This is a genomic window from Streptomyces sp. NPDC023541 (assembly GCF_055559995.1).
In genome coordinates this window covers 131,424-149,601 of record NZ_JBVHJO010000009.1, presented here as the reverse complement: position 1 = coordinate 149,601, position 18,178 = coordinate 131,424, and the positions used below count along the sequence as shown (strand labels likewise).

Sequence of the window (18,178 nt, the reverse complement as noted above, 5' to 3'; positions counted from 1 at the left end):
GGACAAAGCGCTCTTTCAGGGGGCGTCCTTCAGTTCGGATCGTGGGACGACGGGCCGTCTGCGCAGGCGCTCGGCGGCGGCGTTGCGGACGCGGCGGGTACGGGCGTCCGCGGCGAGCAGCTCCAGGGCCTCGTACGAGCCGAGCAGCCGGACCGCGGTGCGCTGGCACCAGTCGGACGCGCCGGTCAGCTCGGCGGCGGCCCAGGGCTCGCCGCAGGTGACCGCCTTGAGCAGGCTCCACTCCCGCAGCCGGCGCTCGGGGAAGGCGCGGTCGGCGAGCACGCCGGACATGGCCCGCGCCCAGGCGTTGAACCCTTCGTCGGTGAGCAGGCCCGCCGCCCGGCGGTCGAGGTGGGTGACGACCGCGCTCTCGGCCATCACGCGGTCGGGGTCGCGCAGGACGGCGGCCACGACCTCCGCCTCGACGGTCTCGCCGGGCGTCGCGGCCAGCGCTTCGAGGTGGCGGGCGTAGCGCCAGTGCTCGGGGGGCGTGTCGGAGTCGGGGGCGGGGAGGCTCATGGGGCGACGTCCTCGCGGAGGTGTCCCGCCCAGCCGCCGTCGGCGAGCGGCTCCCAGTCGGTCCGCACGGCCCGCCCGTGATGGCGGCGCGCGATGCCGGCCACGGTCGCGGCGGCGATGTCCTTGGCCTGTGCGGCGTCGACGACGGACGGGTCGGGCCGACCGCAGCCGACACCCGTGATCGACATCGCCCAGCCCCCCGCCACCGGCAGGACCAGAACCCCCGTCGGCATGCCTATGGCGGGTCGCCGTTGCTTCTTGCCTCTCCGCATGGCACCCATTCCACACGACCGCCGTAGAGGGCCGGTGGTCAGGGTGCCGGATCGCATTCGGCACTCTCGTCTGGTACCTGCTGGGCCTTAACTTCGCAGGGCGCCGTCAGGAGGGGAGCGCCATCAGGGCCTCCGCGCCGACCGGCCGGTAGCCGGCCGCCTGGAAGGCGCGGATGCTGCGCGCGTTGCCGGCGGCCTGCTGGGACCAGACCGGCTGTCCGCCGGGGACGAGGTGGCGGGCGGCGCGGGCCAGTTCCCTTCCCAGCCCGCGGTGCCGGACGTCCTCGTCGACCTCGATGGCCGCCTCCCAGCGGCCCGCGACGCCGCGGCCGAGGACGAGGACTCCCCCGTCGGCCGACCAGACCCGTACGTCGTGACGGCGGCGCAGGGCCCTGCGTACGCGCGGATGGTCGGGGTCCGTCGTCTCCCGGAGCTCCAGCGCGGGCCGGCCGGGCAGCGGGCCGGCGACGGTGAGCAGGTCGATGGTGTCGGTCCGGCGTCCGGTGCGGTCCAGCAGCGCGGCCAGGAAGCGGGGGTTCATGGTGGCGGCCAGTGCGTCGCAGTCCAGGGCGGCGAGGGTGGCCAGGACCCACTCCGGGTCCTCGTCGGTGAACACGACGGAATGCGCGGTGAAGGCGAGGACGCCCGCGTCGCGGCGGTGTTCCTGCGGAACCACGGTCGTGCCGCCATCGGGTGGCGGGAACCGGCCTTCGGCCGCCGCGTCCAAGATCTGGGTCAGCGTACTGCCCATGCCGTCAGACCTCCTCGAAGCGGAAGGACTTGATGAAGCAGTCGCGGGACCGCCGGCCGGCCTGCGCGCTCCTGGCGGCGTAGAAGGCATCGTGGACGTCGTGGACGTCGTGGGCGTCGCACCGGTCGTGGCCGGCCCCTCCGCAGCCGGACACCAGGGCGAAGGTGTCCGGCTCGGCCGGCTGCAGCAGGGGCGGCAGGAACGCCTTGGTGGCCAGTACGGTGCCGGCGGCGCCGGGTGCGAGGGCGTCGACGCCGTCCTCGTCGGAGGCGGACAGCAGGTCGGTGCCGTGCTGGTAGCGGGAGCCGTTGTGGACGAGTACGTCGACCACGTCCGTGCGGGCGGCCCCCGCGGCTGCGAACTCCCGCACGGGGGCCGGGTCGGTGAGGTCGCAGGCGTGTGCGGAGGCGTAGGCGCAGGCGTGGACGCGGTCGGCGTCGTGGCCCTGCGCCATGATCCCGTCGCGGACGCGTCCGGTGGCGGTGACGACGACGCGGTGGTGTGCGAGTGCCAAGTCTGCGCTCCTGATTCGTGGTCCGTACACATGATCTCAGGTGCGCTACGCGGCAGTTCAGGTGGGGCGGACGAGCAGTACGGAGGGCCGGGCTCCGGGCGACCGCCCGCGCCCGCCGGCTCTCCGTGCCGCGGATCAGCCCTCGCGGGTCTCGTGCGCCTCGTACCCGCCGGCCCCCTGGCCGGTCTCGTGCTGCGGCTCGGGCAGTGGGGCGCCGGTCTCCAACAGGGTCTTGAGGCTCGACGCGAGCATCGGCCAGGCCCGCCCGCACATGCCGATCAGGGTGCCGCCCGGCCGGAAGCCCTCGTGGAGGATGGTCAGCCGTGCGAGGGTGTCGCCGACCGGCTCGATCTCGTACGTCACCTTCGTGCGGGGCTCCTTCGCCAGCTCGGACCGGAGCTCCTCGTCGATCCCGACCGCGGCGGCCCACTGCGGGCTGAAGGTGTGCCAGGTGTAGGACAGCAGGCGGTCGGGGACGCAGCCGAGGACGAGCTGGCCGGGGTCGCTGGTGCGATTCCCCCGCTCGATCCAGTCCATCGGCGAGCCCACCGACCAGTCGGTCTCGAAGCTGAGCCCCCAGTACCGGCGGGTGAAGGCGGGGTCGGTGAGGGCCTGCCAGACCCGGGAGGGATCGGCCTGGATGTAGAGGGTGTAGGTGATCGCACTGTCGCTCATGGCCCCATGCTGCGGGACCGCGGACCGCGGACGACGGATTTCACGGTCACGGCGGTGGCGGGCGGTCCCTTCGGCCGGTCACCAGCGGACGCCCTCCTCGGGGAGTTCGGTGAGCGGGGTGCGGGCCGGTGCGGGCAGGCCCAGACGGGTGCGGGCCGCGTGGACGGCGGTGAGCTCGTCCTCGCCCGCCGGGCCCCAGTCGCTCAGTTCGCGGACCTGCTCCGGGGTGGCCAGCAGGCGGGCGTACGCCGGATCCGTGGCCGGCGGGAGGCCGGTGAGGCGAGCCGCGACGCGGGCGTGCGCGCCCTCCTCGCCGTGGCGGTAGCCGAGCGGGGCGGATCCCGTGGCGGTCGCGGCGGCCGGGGGCGGGAGGTGGGCGGCGCCGGTGGCCCGGGCGATCAGGAGCAGGACCCGGCCGTCGGGGGCGAACAGCCAGCCGGAGAGGTCGTGCACGGGCCGCTGCGCGGGCACCGGGCCGCCCTGCCAGGCACCGCGCTGCGGGATCCGGCGCGCGCGGAGCACACCGAGCCGGTCGAGGGCGGTCGGTGCGGTGGGGCGGCCGTCCTCCAGGAGGGCGGCGCCGGAGCCGTTGATGCGGGCGCGCAGCGCGGACAGGGCACGGCGGGCGTCGCCGGGGTCCATCAGGGCGGGCAGGTCGGCCGGCTCGGCGAAGTGGATGCCGGTGATCTCCTGCGCCGGGAGCCGAACGGCGTCGATCCGGTCCGGTGTCCAGGTCCCGCCGTCGTAGACGTGCAGGATCTCGCCGGGGAACCGCATCTCCGGGGGGAAGCCGGGGGTGTCGGCGGGGATCCAGTCCACGGCCAGACCGCGCGGGTAGCGGCCGTCGACGCCGAGCTCCTCGCGCAGCTCCCGGGCGGCCGCCGCGGACGGCGCCTCGCCGGCGTCGATCGCCCCGCCGGGGAGCATCCGGTCGGCGCGGTAGTCGACGCTCTGGAGGAGGATCCGGCCGTCGGTGTCGGTGACGAGGACGACGGCCGCGGTCCAGACCGCGGCCCGGGAGGCGCCGTACTCCTCCGGGGTCATCCAGGTGCCGGCGCCGCACTCACGGTCGTCGGTCGCGCTGTCGTCGGTCGCGCTGTCGTCGGTCAGCTGCGGCATCGGGGCTCCGTTCACCTGGGTGGACCCGTATGGACCCGCCGCCTGTGCAACAGCGGGCACGGCCCGCGGGTTACGGCGGGCCGTACAGCCGGGGGCGAGGACCCGCTTTGCCACCGCTATACCTCCTTATTACTTGGTTATGTCGCCGTTGGTACCGTGCCGGAGCGGACTGGCGGCATGAACACCGCCGGTCCGACCAACTTCAGAGCGGGAACGGCAGTGGCGGGGACAGCGGTGGGAACAGGGGCTGGGGCTGGGGCAGGAACGGGGGCAGCTGCCGGGACGGGGGCGACGGCGGGCAGCCGGACCGGCGGCGGCTCCGGGCGGCTGGCCGGGGTGGACGCCGTGCGCGGCATCGCCGTCCTCGGAATGTTCGCCGTGCACGTGGGCCCCAGCCCGCAGCCCGAGGGCGCCGGCTACCTGCTCGTCGCCGCCGACGGCCGCGCCCCGGCCCTCTTCACCCTCCTCGCGGGCTTCTCCCTGGTCCTCGCGCAGCGCGGCACGGACCCCGCGCGGCGCCCCGAGGGCTGGGCGGCGCGGTGGCGTCCCCTGCTGATCCGCTGCGCCGTCCTGGCCGTACTCGGCCTGTACCTTGCCTCGTTGTGGCCCGGGATCCTGGTGATCCTGGCCTTCTTCGCCGTGTACTTCCTGGCCGCCGAGCCCTTCACCCGGCTCTCCACGCCGGTGCTCACCGCCGTTGCGGGTGCGTCGGTCGTAGTGGGGCCGCTGCTGTCGTTCCTGCTGGGTCCGCTGTTCGGGTACGGGTCGTCCGGGCGCGGCCTGGTCCCCGAGGCCGGGGATCTGACCAGCTGGCCGGGGCTGGGGGCGGTGGTGTGCGAGCTGCTGCTGACCGGGGCGTATCCGCTGGCCACGTACTTCCCCTACGTCCTGGCCGGGATGGCCCTCGCCCGCCTGTGCGACGTGCGGGAGCGGGTGACGGCCCGGCGGATGGCCGTGTGGGGCACTGCGGCCGCGGTCGCCGGGTACGGCTCCGCCTGGCTGGCCGGCCACGTTTTCGGGACCCGGCAGCGGCTGCTGGAGGCGATAGCGGTCCACCACCCGGAGGCGATGGCCGCCGCCGACCCCGTACGGGAGGTGCTGAGCAGCCAGTTCGGCGCCGTGCCCAGCACCTCGTGGGACTGGCTGCTGCTGGCCGACCCCTACAGCCAGACCCCGCTGGAGACCTTGGGCAACGCGGGCGTGGGGTGCGCCCTCGTAGGCCTGTGCGCACTCGCCGCGCGGCACGCGGCCGGCGCCCGCCTGCTGCGGCCGCTCACGGTGCTGGGGGCGATGGCGCTGAGCGCGTACGTCGTCCACGCGCTGGTCCTGGCCGGCCCGGCGCACGGCGCCGCGTCCTGGTCGGCGTGGATCGTCTTCAGCGGCGCGGCGCTGGCTCTGACCTGGGTCTGGCAGCGGATCTGGGCGGACAGCCCGCTGCGCCGCGGCCCGGTGGAGCACGCCCTGCGGCTGGCCGCGCAGGTCGGCGGCCGGGCGTAGCGCCGGGCGCGGCGTCCGTAGCCGTGCGCGTCGGTCGTGCGCGTCGGTCGTGCCCGTCAGTCGTGCAGGCGGACGGGCATCAGGATCGAGAAGGCCTGCTCGGTGTCGGTCCGGCGGATCGCCAGCGGCGCCGTGGGGGCCCCGGCCTCGACGACCAGCTCTTCGCGGCCGGCCGCGGCGAGGGCCTGCAGCAGGAACGTGCGGTTGACGGCGACCTGGTCCGGGCCGTCACGGCCGTCCTCGCAGACGGTCACCACGCCGTCGACCACCTCGAGCACGCTGATGTCGCAAGGCGCGCCGTCCGGCTCGCGCACCTCGCTCTCGCGGACGGGGCCGGTTTCCACCGCGTGCCGGAACGCCGGGACGTCGACGCGGGCACGGCGCCCCGCGGGCAGGCGCACGAGGCGGCGGTAGTCGGGGAAGTCGTGGTCGAGGCAGTGGCCGGCCGCTTCGTGGCCCTCCGTCCGCACGGCCACGCGGTCGCCGTCCACGGTGAGCCGGACGGCGGCGTCGTCACCGAGCAGGGCCCGCATCGCGTCCGTGAGCCGGGACGGCACGACGACCTGGATACGGGGTCCCCCGTATCCGGCGGTCACGACCCGTGCGACGGCCATCCGGTACCGGTCGGTGGCCACGACCCGGAGCTCCTCGCCGTCGATGTCGAACAGGACACCGCCGAGCACCGGCAGTTCCGGGTCGGTGCAGGCGGCGAAACGCACGGCGTCCAGCGCCTCTGCGAGCTCTGGTGCGCGGGCGGTGAGCCCGACGGTGGCGGTGCGGAGCGAAGTCATGCGGTTCTCCCTGCGTTCGAGTAGTGCTCGGACCGCGGAGAACTCGTCGCGGGCATTCGCCAGCCCCGTTTCGAGACGGCGCAGATGCGCCTGGAGCAGGCCCCGCACCAGATCGGTGTCCGCACCGGACCAGCCGGCCAGCACCAGGCGGATGTCCGCCAACGGCATGCCCGCCCGGCGCAGCCGGGCCAGCACCCGTGACTCGTCGAGCTGTTCGGGGCCGTACCAGCGGTAGCCACTGGCCGGATCCACCCGGGCCGGGACCAGCACGCCGGCACCGTCGTAGAACCGGAGAGCACTCACGCCCAGTCCGCTGTCCCTGGCCATCTCGCCGATGCTGCGCATTTCGTTCTCCACACCCGGAACTCTGCGCCCTCCACCAGGTCGAGGGTCAAACGGCGGTCCGGACGTGGGGCCTGTGTGAGGGCGCGGGCGGTGATCCCGCGGCCGGGGATCCCGAGCCCCCCACCCCCGTGGGGGGGCTCCGATCCGGACGGGACCTCCCGTGCGCCTCCGGGTGCCGGGGCACCCTGCGAGGACGATCACAACGCTAGGGCCGGGCGGCCTGCTCGACCCATGGCAGCAGACGTCAGCAAGGGGACCGAACGCGCCACGGGGGGACCCTCCACGCCGTATTGGGGACATCGGGACCCAAACTGCGCCGACCGGCCGGCATTGCGCGCTGCGTCTATGCTCACCCCCTGTGGTCTCGCATGCGCACCCGGGGACAACGTCCTCCGCCCTCACCCGCCTGAACGTCAATGCCGCACGCCTGCTCGGCATACCCCCGACCGGGTACGCGCACCTGCTGGGCATGGCACCCGAGCACCTCAACGACGACCTGTGCCGGCCCCCCGTCGTCACGAGCATCCGCATCGCGGAACTGGCGACCGCCCAGGCTCACTGGACCGAGGTGTCCCTGCTGATGGCGCAGCAGTCGGCCGTCGGGAGCCTCGGGGTCTGGGACTACCTGATCACCTCCGCGCCCACTCCCCTCGAAGGGATCCGGGACGCGGGGGTCTACCTCGCCACCGTCCTGGACACCAGCACGGACGACCTGCGGATCGCCGAGGACGGGGACCGTGTCACCCTCAGCCACCTCAACCGGGCCGATCTGGCCCACGAGGCGGCCTGCGCCGTCCGCGCCTGCGCGCTCGGCCTGTACCTGCGCCGCCTGGGCGAAGCCGCGCAGCGGCGTCTCGTTCCCCTCCACGTGGCGCTGGCCGCCGAGGCACCCCGGCGGCACGACGCGCTGATCGAGCTCTACGGCACCCGCAACATCGAGTTCGAGGCCCCGGTCAGCTCCCTCACCTTCCGCACCGCCGATCTGACCGCACCGGCGCCGCACGCCCAGCCCGGCCTGTCGGCCGTGCTGCGGCGGCACGCCGACCAGACCCTCGCCACGGCGGTACCGCTGCGCGACTGGCTGGACCTGTTCCGCGGCGCCCTGACCTCCGTCCAGGACGAAGCCGCCCCGGCCCTGGCCACCGTGGCGCGGCGGATGGCCGTCAGCCCGCGAACCCTTCAGCGCCGCCTCGACGAACACGGCACCACGTGGAGCACGGAGGTCGAGACGGTACGGCGGGACCACATCTCGCGGCTGCTGCACACCACCGATCTGAGCATCGAGGCGATCGCCGCCCGCAGCGGCTACGCCGACGCCCGCGCCCTGCGCCGGGCGGTCCAGCGCTGGTACGGGACCACACCCGCGGCCCTGCGCCGTGCCCCCTGAGGGCTGTCCCGTAATCCCCGGCGGGCGCACGACGACAGCCACGGCACCTCGCCGCGTGGTCGGAACGCCGGATACGCCCAGTATCAGCACGCTCCTCCGCCTTGCGATGCACCGCGTCTGACGCCGCGCGCTGATCCACCGGGGATTACGGGACAGCCCTTAGCCAGGTCGTCTCCTTCGGATCTTGTCGGCCGGGCAAGGTCCGAAAGGAACCACCTGGTCAGCGGTTCAAGCGGCGCGTCCAGTCCTCCGGCACCCGGTCGGCCGGTCCCGGGGCCGGCTGGTCCGCGGGGTGGTCTCCCGGCGGGGCCAGTTGGGGCCCGGACTCGTACATCTCGTTGCCGTCGTAGTCCCAGAACCACTCCTCGCCCGGCTCGAAGCTCTGCACCAGCGGGTGTCCGGTGGCCTTCCAGTGGGCGGTGGCGTGCTGGGCGGGCGAGGAGTCGCAGCAGCCGACGTGGCCGCACTGGGCGCAGCGGCGCAAGTGGAACCACCAGCCGCCCACCGCGTCGCAGTCGGCGCAGCCGGTGCCGGTCGGCGGGACGCTCGGGTCGATCCCCTTGATGTCGGTCATGCGGGCTCCTCGGCTGTCTCGGTTCCGGGCGCGCTCCGGGCGTTGCCGGCGTTTTCGATGCTTTCGGCGTTTTCGGCGTTTTCAGGTTCCGGTGCGGTCAGCGGCAGCAGGACCTGGAAGCGGGTGTCGCCGGGGGCGGACTCGACCTGGAGGCTGCCGTGGTGCTTGTTGACCACGATCCGCCAGGAGATGTCCAGGCCCAGGCCGGTGCCCTCGCCGACCGGCTTGGTCGTGAAGAAGGGATCGAAGATGCGGCCGCGGATGTCGGCCGGGATGCCGGGCCCGGTGTCGCGGAACTCCACCAGCAGCCGCTCCCCCTCCCGTGCCGTGCGCACGGTCAGGGTGCCGTCGCCGCCGGTGCTCCCCATGGCGAAGACGGCGTTGTCGATGAGGTTGGTCCACACCTGGTTGAGCTCCGCCGGGTAGGCGGGCACGTCCGGCAGGGAGCGGTCGTAGTCCTTGACCACCCGCACCCGGGGGCCGATCTTGCCGGACAGCATCAGCAGCGTGCTGTCGAGGAGTTCGTGGACGTCGACGACCCGGTTGGGGGCCCGGTCGAGCTGCGAGTACTGCTTGGCGGCGTCGACGAGGTGGGAGATGCGGGTGGTGGAGTCGTCGATCTCGTCCAACAACAGCTCTGTCTCGACGGTGTAGTTGAGCCAGCCGATGGCTCCCGGGAGGATGTCGTCGGCGACGGCCGCCGCGACCTGGTCCAGCCAGTCCACGTCCAGTCCCGCCTGGACGAAGGTCGGTGCGATCCGCCAGCCCTCGGCGATGCCGTGGTCGTCGAGCCAGTCGGCGAGCTCGTCCTCCCGGTCGGAGGCCTCCAGCGGGCTGAGCGCCGTCGCTTTCGCGACGCGTTCCACCGTGCGTTCCTGGACCTCGATGAGGTCGGCGATCGCCTCGCGGGAGTAGTCGCCCTGGGCGATGACGGCCAGTTTGTGCCGCATCTTGCCGACGCGTTCGCGCAGGGTCGCGGTGGCGCGGACGGCCGCCGCGGCCGGGTTGTTGAGCTCGTGGGTGAGGCCGGCGGACAACGAGCCGAGGGCCAGCAGCCGTTCGCGCTGCCCGATGGCCCGCTGGGTGTTCTTCGCGCCGAAGAAGAGCCCCTCCAGCAGGTGCGCGGCCATCGGGAACCACTCCTGCATGAAGTCCGAGAACGCCTGCCCGGGCAGCACGAAGAACCGGGTCGGCTCGGTCACCCGCATCGAGTTGGTGTACGTCTGGGGCACCCGGTCACCCAGGTAGGCCTGCATGGCCCCGGCGTAGACCCCGCGCTGTGAGGTCCGGCTCACTTCGACGTCGTCGCCGCCGACCCGGCGGGACAGTACGACGGTGCCCTCGATCATCACGTAGAAGCAGGACGCCGGGTCGCCCTCGGCGTACACCGGACCCGCTTCGAAGCGTTCCACCCGGCCCTCGGCGCACAGCTGCCCCAGCTGCTGCGGGGTGAGCTTCTCGAACAGGAACAGCGAGGCGATCTCCTGCGGGTCGCAGTGCACGTACGTTCCGCTCATGACTGCTCCAGGTAGCGGTGGACGAGCATCACGGCCATGGCTCCCTCGCCGACCGCGGAGGCGACGCGCTTCGCGGACTGGGCGCGCGCGTCGCCCGCGACGAACACGCCGGGGATGTTGGTCTCCAGGTGGTAGGGAGGCCGCTCCAGGGGCCACTCGGCGGGTGGCCGCCCGTCGGGCGTGAGGTCGGGGCCGGCCAGGATGAAGCCGCGGTCGTCGCGCAGGACCGTGCCGTCCAGCCAGTCGGTCAGCGGGGCCGCGCCGATGAAGGCGAACATCCACTGCGCGTCGACGAGTTCCGTCGCGCCGCTGTCGACGTCCCGCAGGGCCAGCTGCTCCAGGTGCTCCTCGCCGTGGGCCGACTCGACAACGGTCCGGGTCCGCACCGAGATGTTCGGCGCCTCCTCGATCTGCTGGATCAGGTAGTACGACATCGAGGCCCGCAGGGACTCCCCTCGTACCAGCAGCGTCACCGACTTGGCGCCCCGGGAGAGGTACATGGCCGCCTGCCCGGCGGAGTTGGCGCCGCCCACGATGTACACGTCCTGGCCCTGGCAGGAGGCGGCTTCGGTGAGTGAGGAGCCGTAGTACACGCCGCGGCCGGTCAGATCGTCGCAGCCCGGCGCCAGGAGCTGCCGGTAGGACACCCCCGTCGCCAGGATGACGCTGTGCGCGGCGACGGACGAGCCGTCGGAGAAGCGGACGACCCGGGCGGGGCCGTTGGCCTCCAGTCCCGTGACCTCGCGCGCGGTGAGGATCTCGGCGCCGAACCGGCCGGCCTGTCGGCGGGCGCGTTCGGTGAGCTGGGCACCGGACACGCCGTCGGGGAAGCCGAGGTAGTTCTCGATGCGGGAGCTCTGCCCGGCCTGTCCACCGGTCGCCGACCGCTCGACCAGGACCGTGCGCAGTCCCTCGGAGGCCCCGTACACGGCCGCGCCGAGCCCGGCCGGACCGCCGCCGATCACGACGAGGTCGTAGAAGTCTGCGGCCGGTGTCGTGGCGAGCCCGACGTGGGCGGCGAGGTCGGCCGCCTCGGGCTCGATCAGCACGGTGCACTCTGGGGTGACGACCAGGGGCAGCCGCCGTCCGTCGGCCCCGGCGGCCTCCAGCAGCCGCCGCCCCTCGGGCTCGTCGGAGGAGTACCAGCGGTACGGGACCTGGTTGCGGGCCAGGAACTCCCGTACCTGTGAGGAGCGCGCCGACCAGCGGTGCCCGACGACCTTGGTGGCGGGGACCGGCCGGTAGTCGCTGGAGCGCCAGGCCGTGAGCAGGTCGTCCACGACCGGGTAGAGCTTCTCCTCGGGTGGGTCCCAGGGCTTGAGCAGGTAGTGGTCGAGGTCGACGACATTGATCGCGTCGATCGCCGCGCCGGTGTCGGCGTAGGCGGTCAGCAGCACGCGCCGGGCGCCCGGGTACAGGTGCAGGGCCTGTTCGAGGAACTCGATGCCGTTCATCTGCGGCATGCGGTAGTCGGCCAGGATCACCGCCACCAGGTCGCCCCGCAGCTTCAGCTCGCGCAGTGCCTCGAGCGCGGACTCGCCGGACTCGGCGCGCACGATCCGGTACCCGGCCCCGTAGTGGCGCCGCAGATCACGGGCTACGGCGCGGGAGACCCCGGGATCGTCGTCCACGGTCAGGATGACGGTCCGCGCTGGTTCGGTGGGCTGTGCCATGCGTCTCCCACGAGCGGCCCGGTCCGGCGGCACGGCGAGCCGTACGCGCCGGTTTCCGCCCATCGTATGTTCGATCGACCGGATCCGCTCCGGTTCGCCACGGAGCGTGCGCCCCGGTGCACGCCGAGCGCCCGCCCGCCGGGTCGCCCCGGCGGCCGCCGCAGGGTTCCGGGGCGGAGGGCCGCAGTCACCCGACCGTGTGATCGGCGCGGCCCGCGCGGCGCCGGTGCGGCAGGGTGGTCGGATGCAGCTGCGCCGGGCCCTGCCCCTGACACTTGCCGCGCTCGTCATGTCCTCCGGGTGCGTGACGGTGCATCCCGCCCCCGCGACGGACGCTCCCCGGCCGGCGCCCGCGCCGGCCGCGGAGCCCGGGCAGCCGCGGGAACCCGCCGCTGCCGCCGGGCCGTTGGTGCGGCTGCCGGCGGTGGGGGCCGCGGAAGCGGCGCCGGAGGCGACCGGTCCCGCGGCCGTACCGGCGTCGGCGCCCCGCCGGGCGGCTGCCGGCGCACCACCGCACCGGCCGGCGCTCCCGCCGCGCAGGGCCGCACCACGGGCCGCCAAAACGGGGAAACAGCCGAAGCCCGCACCTCGGGCGAAGGCCCGCCGGCAAGCGGGGGCACCGGCGAAGTCCCGCCCCGCACCGGGGCGTTCGTACGACATGGCTCCCCTGTGCGAGGCCGCCAAGGGCACGGTGTCGCCGGCCATCGTGGCCCTTTGCCGCTGAATTGGGTGGATCCGCCCGCTCCCCGATACCTACAGTGACGGCTGACCCCGTCATCGAGCCGGAGCGGATCATGCGCACCCACTATCCCCGTACGCCTCACCTGCCCTGGTCGCCCGGGGCATCGGCGGACGACGTGCGGGCCGTCGGACTGACCGGGCTGACCGGACGCGAGGTCGTGGTCACCGAGAAGCTCGACGGGGAGAACACCACGCTGTACGCGGACGGGCTGCACGCCCGCTCGCTCGACTCCGGGCACCACCCCTCTCGGGCCTGGGTCAAGGGCCTCCAGGGGCGGATCGGGCCCGGCATTCCGGCCGGGTGGCGGGTGTGCGGGGAGAACCTCTACGCCCGGCACTCGATCCCGTACGAGGACCTGGAGAGCTGGTTCTACGGGTTCTCGGTGTGGGACGGGGAGCACTGCCTCGACTGGGACCGGACCGTACCGTTCCTGCGGGGGCTGGGGGTGCCCGCCCCGCGTGTGCTGTGGCGCGGCACCTTCGACGAGCGCGCGCTGCGCAAGCTGAAGCTCGACACCGCCCGGCAGGAGGGCTACGTCGTGCGTACGGCCGCGGGCTTCTCCCGTGCGGACTTCGGGCGGTGCGTGGCCAAGTGGGTGCGGGGCGGCCACGTGCAGACCGACACGCACTGGATGTACGCGGAGGTCGTGCCCAACGGACTCGGTCCGGCGGCCCCGTTGTGGGCGGTCCGCTCGGGGGCCGAGCCCGATGCCGCGGCCCTGTCGGCCGCCGTGGGCGCGGACGCGACCGCGGACACCGACCCGGACGGGAACGCGGACGGGGACAGGGACGCGGTCGCCGAGGCCGCCGCCCGGATCGACGCGTCGGGGCGGACCGGCGACGACCGGCTGGCCGGGGTGCTCGCCGCCGTGCTGCGCCGGGCACCGCGTGCCCGGGTCGCCGCGCGGCTCGCGGCGGGGCCGGCCGGGATGGGGCTCGCGCGGCGGGTCGGTGACCTGCTGGGGCTGTACCCGTACCTGCAGCGGCCGTTCCCCGACGCGGACCGGCGGGCCGGCCTCGTACGGATGGCCGCAGCGGCGGATCTGGGAGTGCTGCACGCGCTCGCCGGGGCGCTGGCCGACGGCCCTGGGGCGCGGGAGTACGTCGAGTGGTCCGCGCTGTGGGCCGAGGAGGCGGGGCTGCTCGGCGGCGCCGATCCGCTTCGGTCACTGCGCGCCGCGCTGCGCGAGCCCCTCGCCGGGCTGGACCCGGCCGCGGCCGACCGCTGCTGGGCGGAGGCCCGGCGCGCGTTCGCGCACGGCCGGATCTCGGGATCCTCGGTGGAGGAGGCGGTGGCGGCCACGTGGCAGTGGCGCGACGGATCGTTTCCGCGGCTGGTGCAGCTGTGCGGCCCCTCGGGCAGCGGGAAGAGCACCTTCGGCCGTGGGCTGCCCGGTGTCGACACGTACATCGGTCTCGACGACCTGCGCACCGCCCGGGGTTCGCGTACGGACCAGCGGGCCAACGCGGAGGTGCTGGGCGAGGGCCTGGAGCGGCTCGACGCCGCCCTGGCCCGCGGCGGGACGGTGGTGTGGGACGCCACCTCGCTCACCGACCAGCAGCGCGGGCTGGCCGGTTCGGTGGCGCGCCGCCGTGACGCGCTGGTCACGCACGCCGTGGTACTGGTCGAGGAGGCGGAGCTGGTGCGCCGCAACGGCGTGCGCCCGCATCCGGTGCCGCCGCAGGTGCTGACCTCGCAGCTGCACCGGTTCAGCCCGCCGTACGCGGGCCAGGCGCACCGTACGTGGTACGTCGGCGCGGGCGGGCACGTGGAGGACACGGCGGGCGCCCTCGCGCCCGGCACGGCGACGGCAGGCGGAGGCGGCGGCGATGCGCACCAGTGAGCAGCTCTACCACCAGGTCCTCTGGGACCCCCGGTTCGATCCGGCGCGGTTCGTCCTCGGCCTGCTCCAGCGCGGGGCGGCGCCCAAGCGGGTGCCGCTGCCTTCCTTCGTGCCGGGCGGGGACATCCCCTGGCACCGGGTGCTGTTCGTCGAGGCCGACGGCGAGCTGGTGTGGGACCGGGCCACCGGCGTGGACCTGATCGACGTGACGGCCTCGGGCCGGGTCCGTGATCCGCGCCTGCTGCGGGCCCCCTTCTTCACCGCGCGGACCCCGTACGCGTGGGATCCCTCGGGCGGCGGTGGATGGCGTCCCGCGCAGGCCGAGCCCGTGGACACGGCGGCCGCACCGTCCACGGTGCGGCTGCTGACCTGGAACACGCTCTGGGACCGCTACGACGCCCCGCTCATCGCCACCGCCCGGCGCAGGCCGCGCCTGCTGGACGACCTGGCCGTCGCGGACGCCGACGTCATCGCGCTGCAGGAGGTCGAGCCGGAGCTGCTCGGCCTGCTGCTGGCGGCGCCGTGGGTGCGGGCCGGGCACACCCTGGGCACGGATCCCGGCGGCCCGGACGTGGCCGAGTGCGGGCTGCTGGTGCTGAGCCGGCTGCCGGTGCGGGAGGCGGGCCTGCACGTGTTCCGCGCGCACAAGGCGGTCACCGCCGTGACGGTGGACACGGCGGCCGGGCCGCTGGTCGTCGCCGCCACTCACCTGACCAGCGACCACACCGAGAACGGGCACCAGCGGCGGGAGGCCGAACTTGCCCGGCTCGCGGAGGGCCTGGGCGGCGTCGAAGCCGGTGTGGCCCTGCTGGGCGACTTCAACGACGGCCGGCACGGGGCCGAGGGGCCCGCCCCCGCACTCGGTATGCGGGACGCCTGGTGCGAGGTGCACGGGGCGGCGGACGCCACGCCGACCTTCGACCCGGTGGCCAATCCGCTGGCCGCTGTGGGTTCGCTGACGGGGCGCTCCGCCCGGCTGGACCGGATCCTGCTGGGTTCCACCCCGGCCCGGGTGACGCGGGCGGCGCTGCGCGGCGACTCCCCTGCTGCCGACGGTCTGTTCCTCTCCGACCACTTCGGGGTGGAGGCGACGGTGGAGTTCGCAGCGCCGGGTGCGGGGCCGGCGCGGCTCGACGTGCCGGCGACGGTGCGGACGGCGGTGGCGTGGCTGCCGCCGCGTCTGCCGGACGCGGTACGGGAACTGCGCCGCGCCCACGACCCGGCGCACGGGCGCTGGCCCGCGCACGTGAACCTGCTCTTCGGCTTCGTGCCGGAGTCCTCCTTCGCCGAGGCCGTCCCGCTGCTGGCCGAAGCGGCCGCCGGGACCGCGCCGTTCGAGGCCCGGCTGGAGGGCGTGCACAGCTTCGGGCACCGTGAGGACGCCACGCTCTGGCTGGACCCGGCGGCGGCCGGTGAGGCGCCGTGGCAGGAGCTGCGGGGCGCGCTGGCGGAGCGGTTCCCCGGATGCCGCGGGCGTTCCGGCGAGTACCGGGGCTACACCCCGCATCTGACGCTCGGGCGCAGCGGCGACCCGCAGCGGGCGGCCCGGGAGTTCGCGGCGCGCCTCGGCGGGGCGGTGCCCGCGCGGGTCGGGGAACTCGCGGTGCTGTCGCGGCGCGGTGACGGACCGATGCGGGTCCGTGCGACGGTGGCACTGGGCACGGGCGAGGTGCGCTGGGCGCCTGAACCCCTGCCCGAAGCCCTTGCGGGGACCGGGGACGATCACGCCGAGTCGGTCACGGCGCGGATCGGCGCCGCGCTGCCCGGCGCGCGGGTGCACGTGGCCGGCTCGCGCCGGATGGGCTGCGAGCTGCCGGGGGCCGACCTGGACCTCGTGGCGGCGGTCCCGGGCCCGGTGGATGTCGCCCGGGTCCGCGACCGGGTGGCGGCAGCGCTGCCGCTCGCCCGGGGGTTGCGCGAGGTGCCGGGGGCCCGGGTGCCGGGCCTGCGCTTCCGTGTCGGTGCGCTGTCCGTGGACCTGGTGGTGGTCTCGACCGGCGAGCTGGATCCGGCGCGGGCGGTGGAACGGCGGGCGGAGCTGGGTGAGGCGGCCGCCGTCGCGCTGAGCGCGGTGAGCGACGCCGACGCCGTACGGGAGGCGGTGGGTGTGGAGCATGCCGCCTTCGCGGGGCTCGCACGGCGGGTGAAGGCGTGGGCGCGGGCCAGAGGGCTGGACTCGGCGCCGTTCGGGGGACTGCCGGGGCTGGCCTGGGCGGTCCTCGCGGCGCGCACGGTCCGGGAGGCGGGGGCGCTGCCGCCCGACGCCCTGGTGCGGGAGTTCTTCGGGCGGTGGGCCGCCTGGGACTGGCGCGAGCCGGTCGCGCCGGCGGACCCGCCGGCCCCGGGGCCGGACCCGGTCACGGTCCTCACCCCGTCGGAGCCGGTGCGCAGTTGCACCGCCCAGGTGACACCGGGCCTGCGGGACCTCCTGGTGCAGGAGCTGTACGGGGCCTGGGAGCTGCTGGAGTCGGGGGCGGCGGGGGACGTCCTGGCCGCGGCTGCGGCCGCGCCCGCCCCGCACCGGCGGCACGCCGCCTGGGCGGTGGTGACCGTACGGGCGGCCGAGGAGGAGTTCGAGGAGGTACGGGGCCGGATGCGCGGGCGGCTGCGGGCGCTGCTCGGCGCGCTGGAGGAGGCCGGTGTCACCGACGCGCACGCCTGGCCCCGGCCGTTCGAGTGCGCGCCGGGCCTCGCCCGGTACGCGATCGGCCTGGGGGCCGCGCCCCCGGACGCGGCGCGGCTGGCCGAGGCGGCCGCCCCCTGGGGGGCCGGCCTGCGCGGGGTCGAGGTGTCCTGGGCGGCGGGCGGTGAGGTACCGGACCTGGGCGCCTGAACCGCCGGCCGGGGGGCGGGCGGTTCAGGCGCTGATCCAGGGCGTGTCCGCCACGTCCCGCCGGGGTGGCGGGGCGGGACGGCACGCACGGCCCCCGGGCGGCCGACGCTGCTTCGCGGACGCTCCCCAGGGGGGTCAGACCTCGATGATGATCTTTCCCGCGGTGTGGCCGCCCTGGCTGAGCTCGAAAGCGGCCGCCAGCTCGGCCAGCGGGAAGGTCTTGGCGACGGGGACCTTCAACTGTCCGCTGTCGGCGAGCCGGCCCAGTTCGGCCAGGTCGCTGCCGACGGGGCGGACCCAGATCCACTCACCGCCGGAGCCGAGGACGCTGGGGTCGGCGATGGACGCGTGCCGGCCGTCGTCGTGGAGGACCTCGCGGGTGACGCCGCCGACACCGCCGACGAAGTCCGCGACGACGGTGGGCCCGTCGGGCACGAGGGCGCGGACGCGTTCGGCGAGCCCGTCACCGTATTCGACGGGTTCGGCGCCGAGTTCACGCACCCGGTCGTGGTTGCGGGGGGACGCCGTGCCGATGACGCGGGCACCCAGCGTGCGGGCGATCTGCACGCCGAGGGAGCCGACGCCGCCGGCGGCGCCGTGGATGAGGACGGTGTCGTCCTTGCCGGTGCCCAGGCGGGTGAGCAGCTGGTAGGCGGTGAGCCCGGCGAGCGGGAGCCCGGCGGCCTCGGCCCAGCTCAGCGACGCGGGCTTGTGCGCGAGGGCGCGTACGGGCACGGTCACGAACTCGGCGAAGGTCCCGCCGTGCACGTAGTCCTTGCGGGCATAGGCGATGACCTCGTCGCCCTCGGCGTACTCGGGGACGTCGATGCCGACCTTCTCGACCGTGCCGGAGACGTCCCAGCCGGGGACGACGGGGTAGACGACGTCCATCAGGGGGTCGAGCCCACCCGCCATGATCTTCCAGTCGACGGGATTGACGGCGGCGCACTTGACTCGCACGAGGACCTCGCCGGGGCCGACCTTGGGCAGCGGCAGCCGCGTCTCGGAGAGCACCTCCGTCCCGCCGTACGTCTCGTACGCCATCGCCCGCATGGTTTCCTGGCTGCCCCGGCCCGACTCGGACATGTCCCCGACCTCTCCGTGTGCTGATGGAATCCACCTGCCC

Annotated in this window: 15 protein-coding genes; 4 read left to right on the top strand and 11 right to left on the bottom strand. The window is 74.8% G+C overall.

What is annotated here, in order from left to right:
* Window positions 1–15: 15 nt before the first annotated feature.
* The 6 genes from ACZ3X1_RS23280 to ACZ3X1_RS23255 all read right to left on the bottom strand — a co-directional run bounded on the left by ACZ3X1_RS23280 (window position 16) and on the right by ACZ3X1_RS23255 (window position 3,850).
* The gene (locus ACZ3X1_RS23280) at window positions 16–519 is read right to left on the bottom strand and encodes a hypothetical protein (RefSeq protein WP_467280822.1); all 504 of its coding nucleotides are present in this window, start codon (window positions 517–519) and stop codon (window positions 16–18) included.
* Entirely contained in the window at window positions 516–752 is a 237-nt protein-coding gene (locus ACZ3X1_RS23275; protein WP_467280821.1) for a hypothetical protein, read from the bottom strand. The genes ACZ3X1_RS23280 and ACZ3X1_RS23275 overlap by 4 nt, the downstream gene beginning before the upstream one ends.
* Before the next feature lie 145 nt (window positions 753–897).
* Entirely contained in the window at window positions 898–1,542 is a 645-nt protein-coding gene (locus ACZ3X1_RS23270) for a GNAT family N-acetyltransferase (protein WP_362623917.1), read from the bottom strand.
* 4 nt (window positions 1,543–1,546) lie between these two features.
* Window positions 1,547–2,056: a hypothetical protein gene (locus ACZ3X1_RS23265; RefSeq protein ID WP_467280820.1), complete on the bottom strand. Its 510-nt coding sequence runs from the start codon at window positions 2,054–2,056 to the stop codon at window positions 1,547–1,549.
* A gap of 135 nt (window positions 2,057–2,191) precedes the next feature.
* The gene (locus ACZ3X1_RS23260) at window positions 2,192–2,731 is read right to left on the bottom strand and encodes an SRPBCC domain-containing protein (RefSeq protein WP_467280819.1); all 540 of its coding nucleotides are present in this window, start codon (window positions 2,729–2,731) and stop codon (window positions 2,192–2,194) included.
* Between the two features lie 78 nt (window positions 2,732–2,809).
* Window positions 2,810–3,850 carry an NUDIX domain-containing protein gene (locus tag ACZ3X1_RS23255; RefSeq protein ID WP_467280818.1) on the bottom strand — a complete coding sequence of 347 codons (1,041 nt, stop codon included), beginning with the start codon at window positions 3,848–3,850 and terminating at the stop codon, window positions 2,810–2,812.
* A gap of 345 nt (window positions 3,851–4,195) precedes the next feature.
* Between ACZ3X1_RS23255 and ACZ3X1_RS23250 the strand changes: the two genes are divergently transcribed.
* Window positions 4,196–5,347, top strand: a complete 1,152-nt coding sequence (locus ACZ3X1_RS23250; protein ID WP_467280817.1) for a DUF418 domain-containing protein — start codon at window positions 4,196–4,198, stop codon at window positions 5,345–5,347.
* Between the two features lie 56 nt (window positions 5,348–5,403).
* On the opposite strand, the gene ACZ3X1_RS23245 is transcribed toward ACZ3X1_RS23250, so the two are convergent.
* On the bottom strand, window positions 5,404–6,495 hold the full coding sequence (locus tag ACZ3X1_RS23245; RefSeq protein WP_467280816.1) for a DNA polymerase III subunit beta family protein: 1,092 nt from the start codon (window positions 6,493–6,495) through the stop codon (window positions 5,404–5,406).
* 346 nt (window positions 6,496–6,841) lie between these two features.
* On the opposite strand from ACZ3X1_RS23245, the gene ACZ3X1_RS23240 reads away from it, so the two are divergent.
* Entirely contained in the window at window positions 6,842–7,870 is a 1,029-nt protein-coding gene (locus ACZ3X1_RS23240; protein ID WP_356814372.1) for a helix-turn-helix transcriptional regulator, read from the top strand.
* Between the two features lie 220 nt (window positions 7,871–8,090).
* Here the strand turns inward: ACZ3X1_RS23240 and ACZ3X1_RS23235 are convergent, their stop codons facing one another.
* The 3 genes from ACZ3X1_RS23235 to ACZ3X1_RS23225 are packed head-to-tail and all read right to left on the bottom strand — an operon-like array spanning window position 8,091 to window position 11,634.
* The gene (locus ACZ3X1_RS23235) at window positions 8,091–8,444 is read right to left on the bottom strand and encodes a UBP-type zinc finger domain-containing protein (protein ID WP_467280815.1); all 354 of its coding nucleotides are present in this window, start codon (window positions 8,442–8,444) and stop codon (window positions 8,091–8,093) included.
* Window positions 8,441–9,961 (bottom strand): ATP-binding protein, encoded by a 1,521-nt coding sequence (locus ACZ3X1_RS23230; protein ID WP_467280814.1) that lies wholly within the window; start codon window positions 9,959–9,961, stop codon window positions 8,441–8,443. The genes ACZ3X1_RS23235 and ACZ3X1_RS23230 overlap by 4 nt, the downstream gene beginning before the upstream one ends.
* Window positions 9,958–11,634, bottom strand: coding sequence for an NAD(P)/FAD-dependent oxidoreductase (locus ACZ3X1_RS23225; protein WP_467280813.1), 1,677 nt, complete (start codon window positions 11,632–11,634; stop codon window positions 9,958–9,960). Before ACZ3X1_RS23225 ends, ACZ3X1_RS23230 begins: the two co-directional genes overlap by 4 nt.
* A gap of 794 nt (window positions 11,635–12,428) precedes the next feature.
* On the opposite strand from ACZ3X1_RS23225, the gene ACZ3X1_RS23220 reads away from it, so the two are divergent.
* Together ACZ3X1_RS23220 and ACZ3X1_RS23215 are read left to right on the top strand one after the other, a co-directional pair.
* Window positions 12,429–14,219 (top strand): RNA ligase family protein, encoded by a 1,791-nt coding sequence (locus ACZ3X1_RS23220; RefSeq protein ID WP_467280942.1) that lies wholly within the window; start codon window positions 12,429–12,431, stop codon window positions 14,217–14,219.
* Window positions 14,206–17,052: a poly(A) polymerase gene (locus tag ACZ3X1_RS23215; protein WP_467280812.1), complete on the top strand. Its 2,847-nt coding sequence runs from the start codon at window positions 14,206–14,208 to the stop codon at window positions 17,050–17,052. Before ACZ3X1_RS23220 ends, ACZ3X1_RS23215 begins: the two co-directional genes overlap by 14 nt.
* A gap of 135 nt (window positions 17,053–17,187) precedes the next feature.
* Here ACZ3X1_RS23215 and ACZ3X1_RS23210 read toward each other — a convergent pair whose 3' ends face one another.
* Window positions 17,188–18,105: an NADP-dependent oxidoreductase gene (locus tag ACZ3X1_RS23210; protein WP_362624400.1), complete on the bottom strand. Its 918-nt coding sequence runs from the start codon at window positions 18,103–18,105 to the stop codon at window positions 17,188–17,190.
* Window positions 18,106–18,178: the final 73 nt, after the last annotated feature.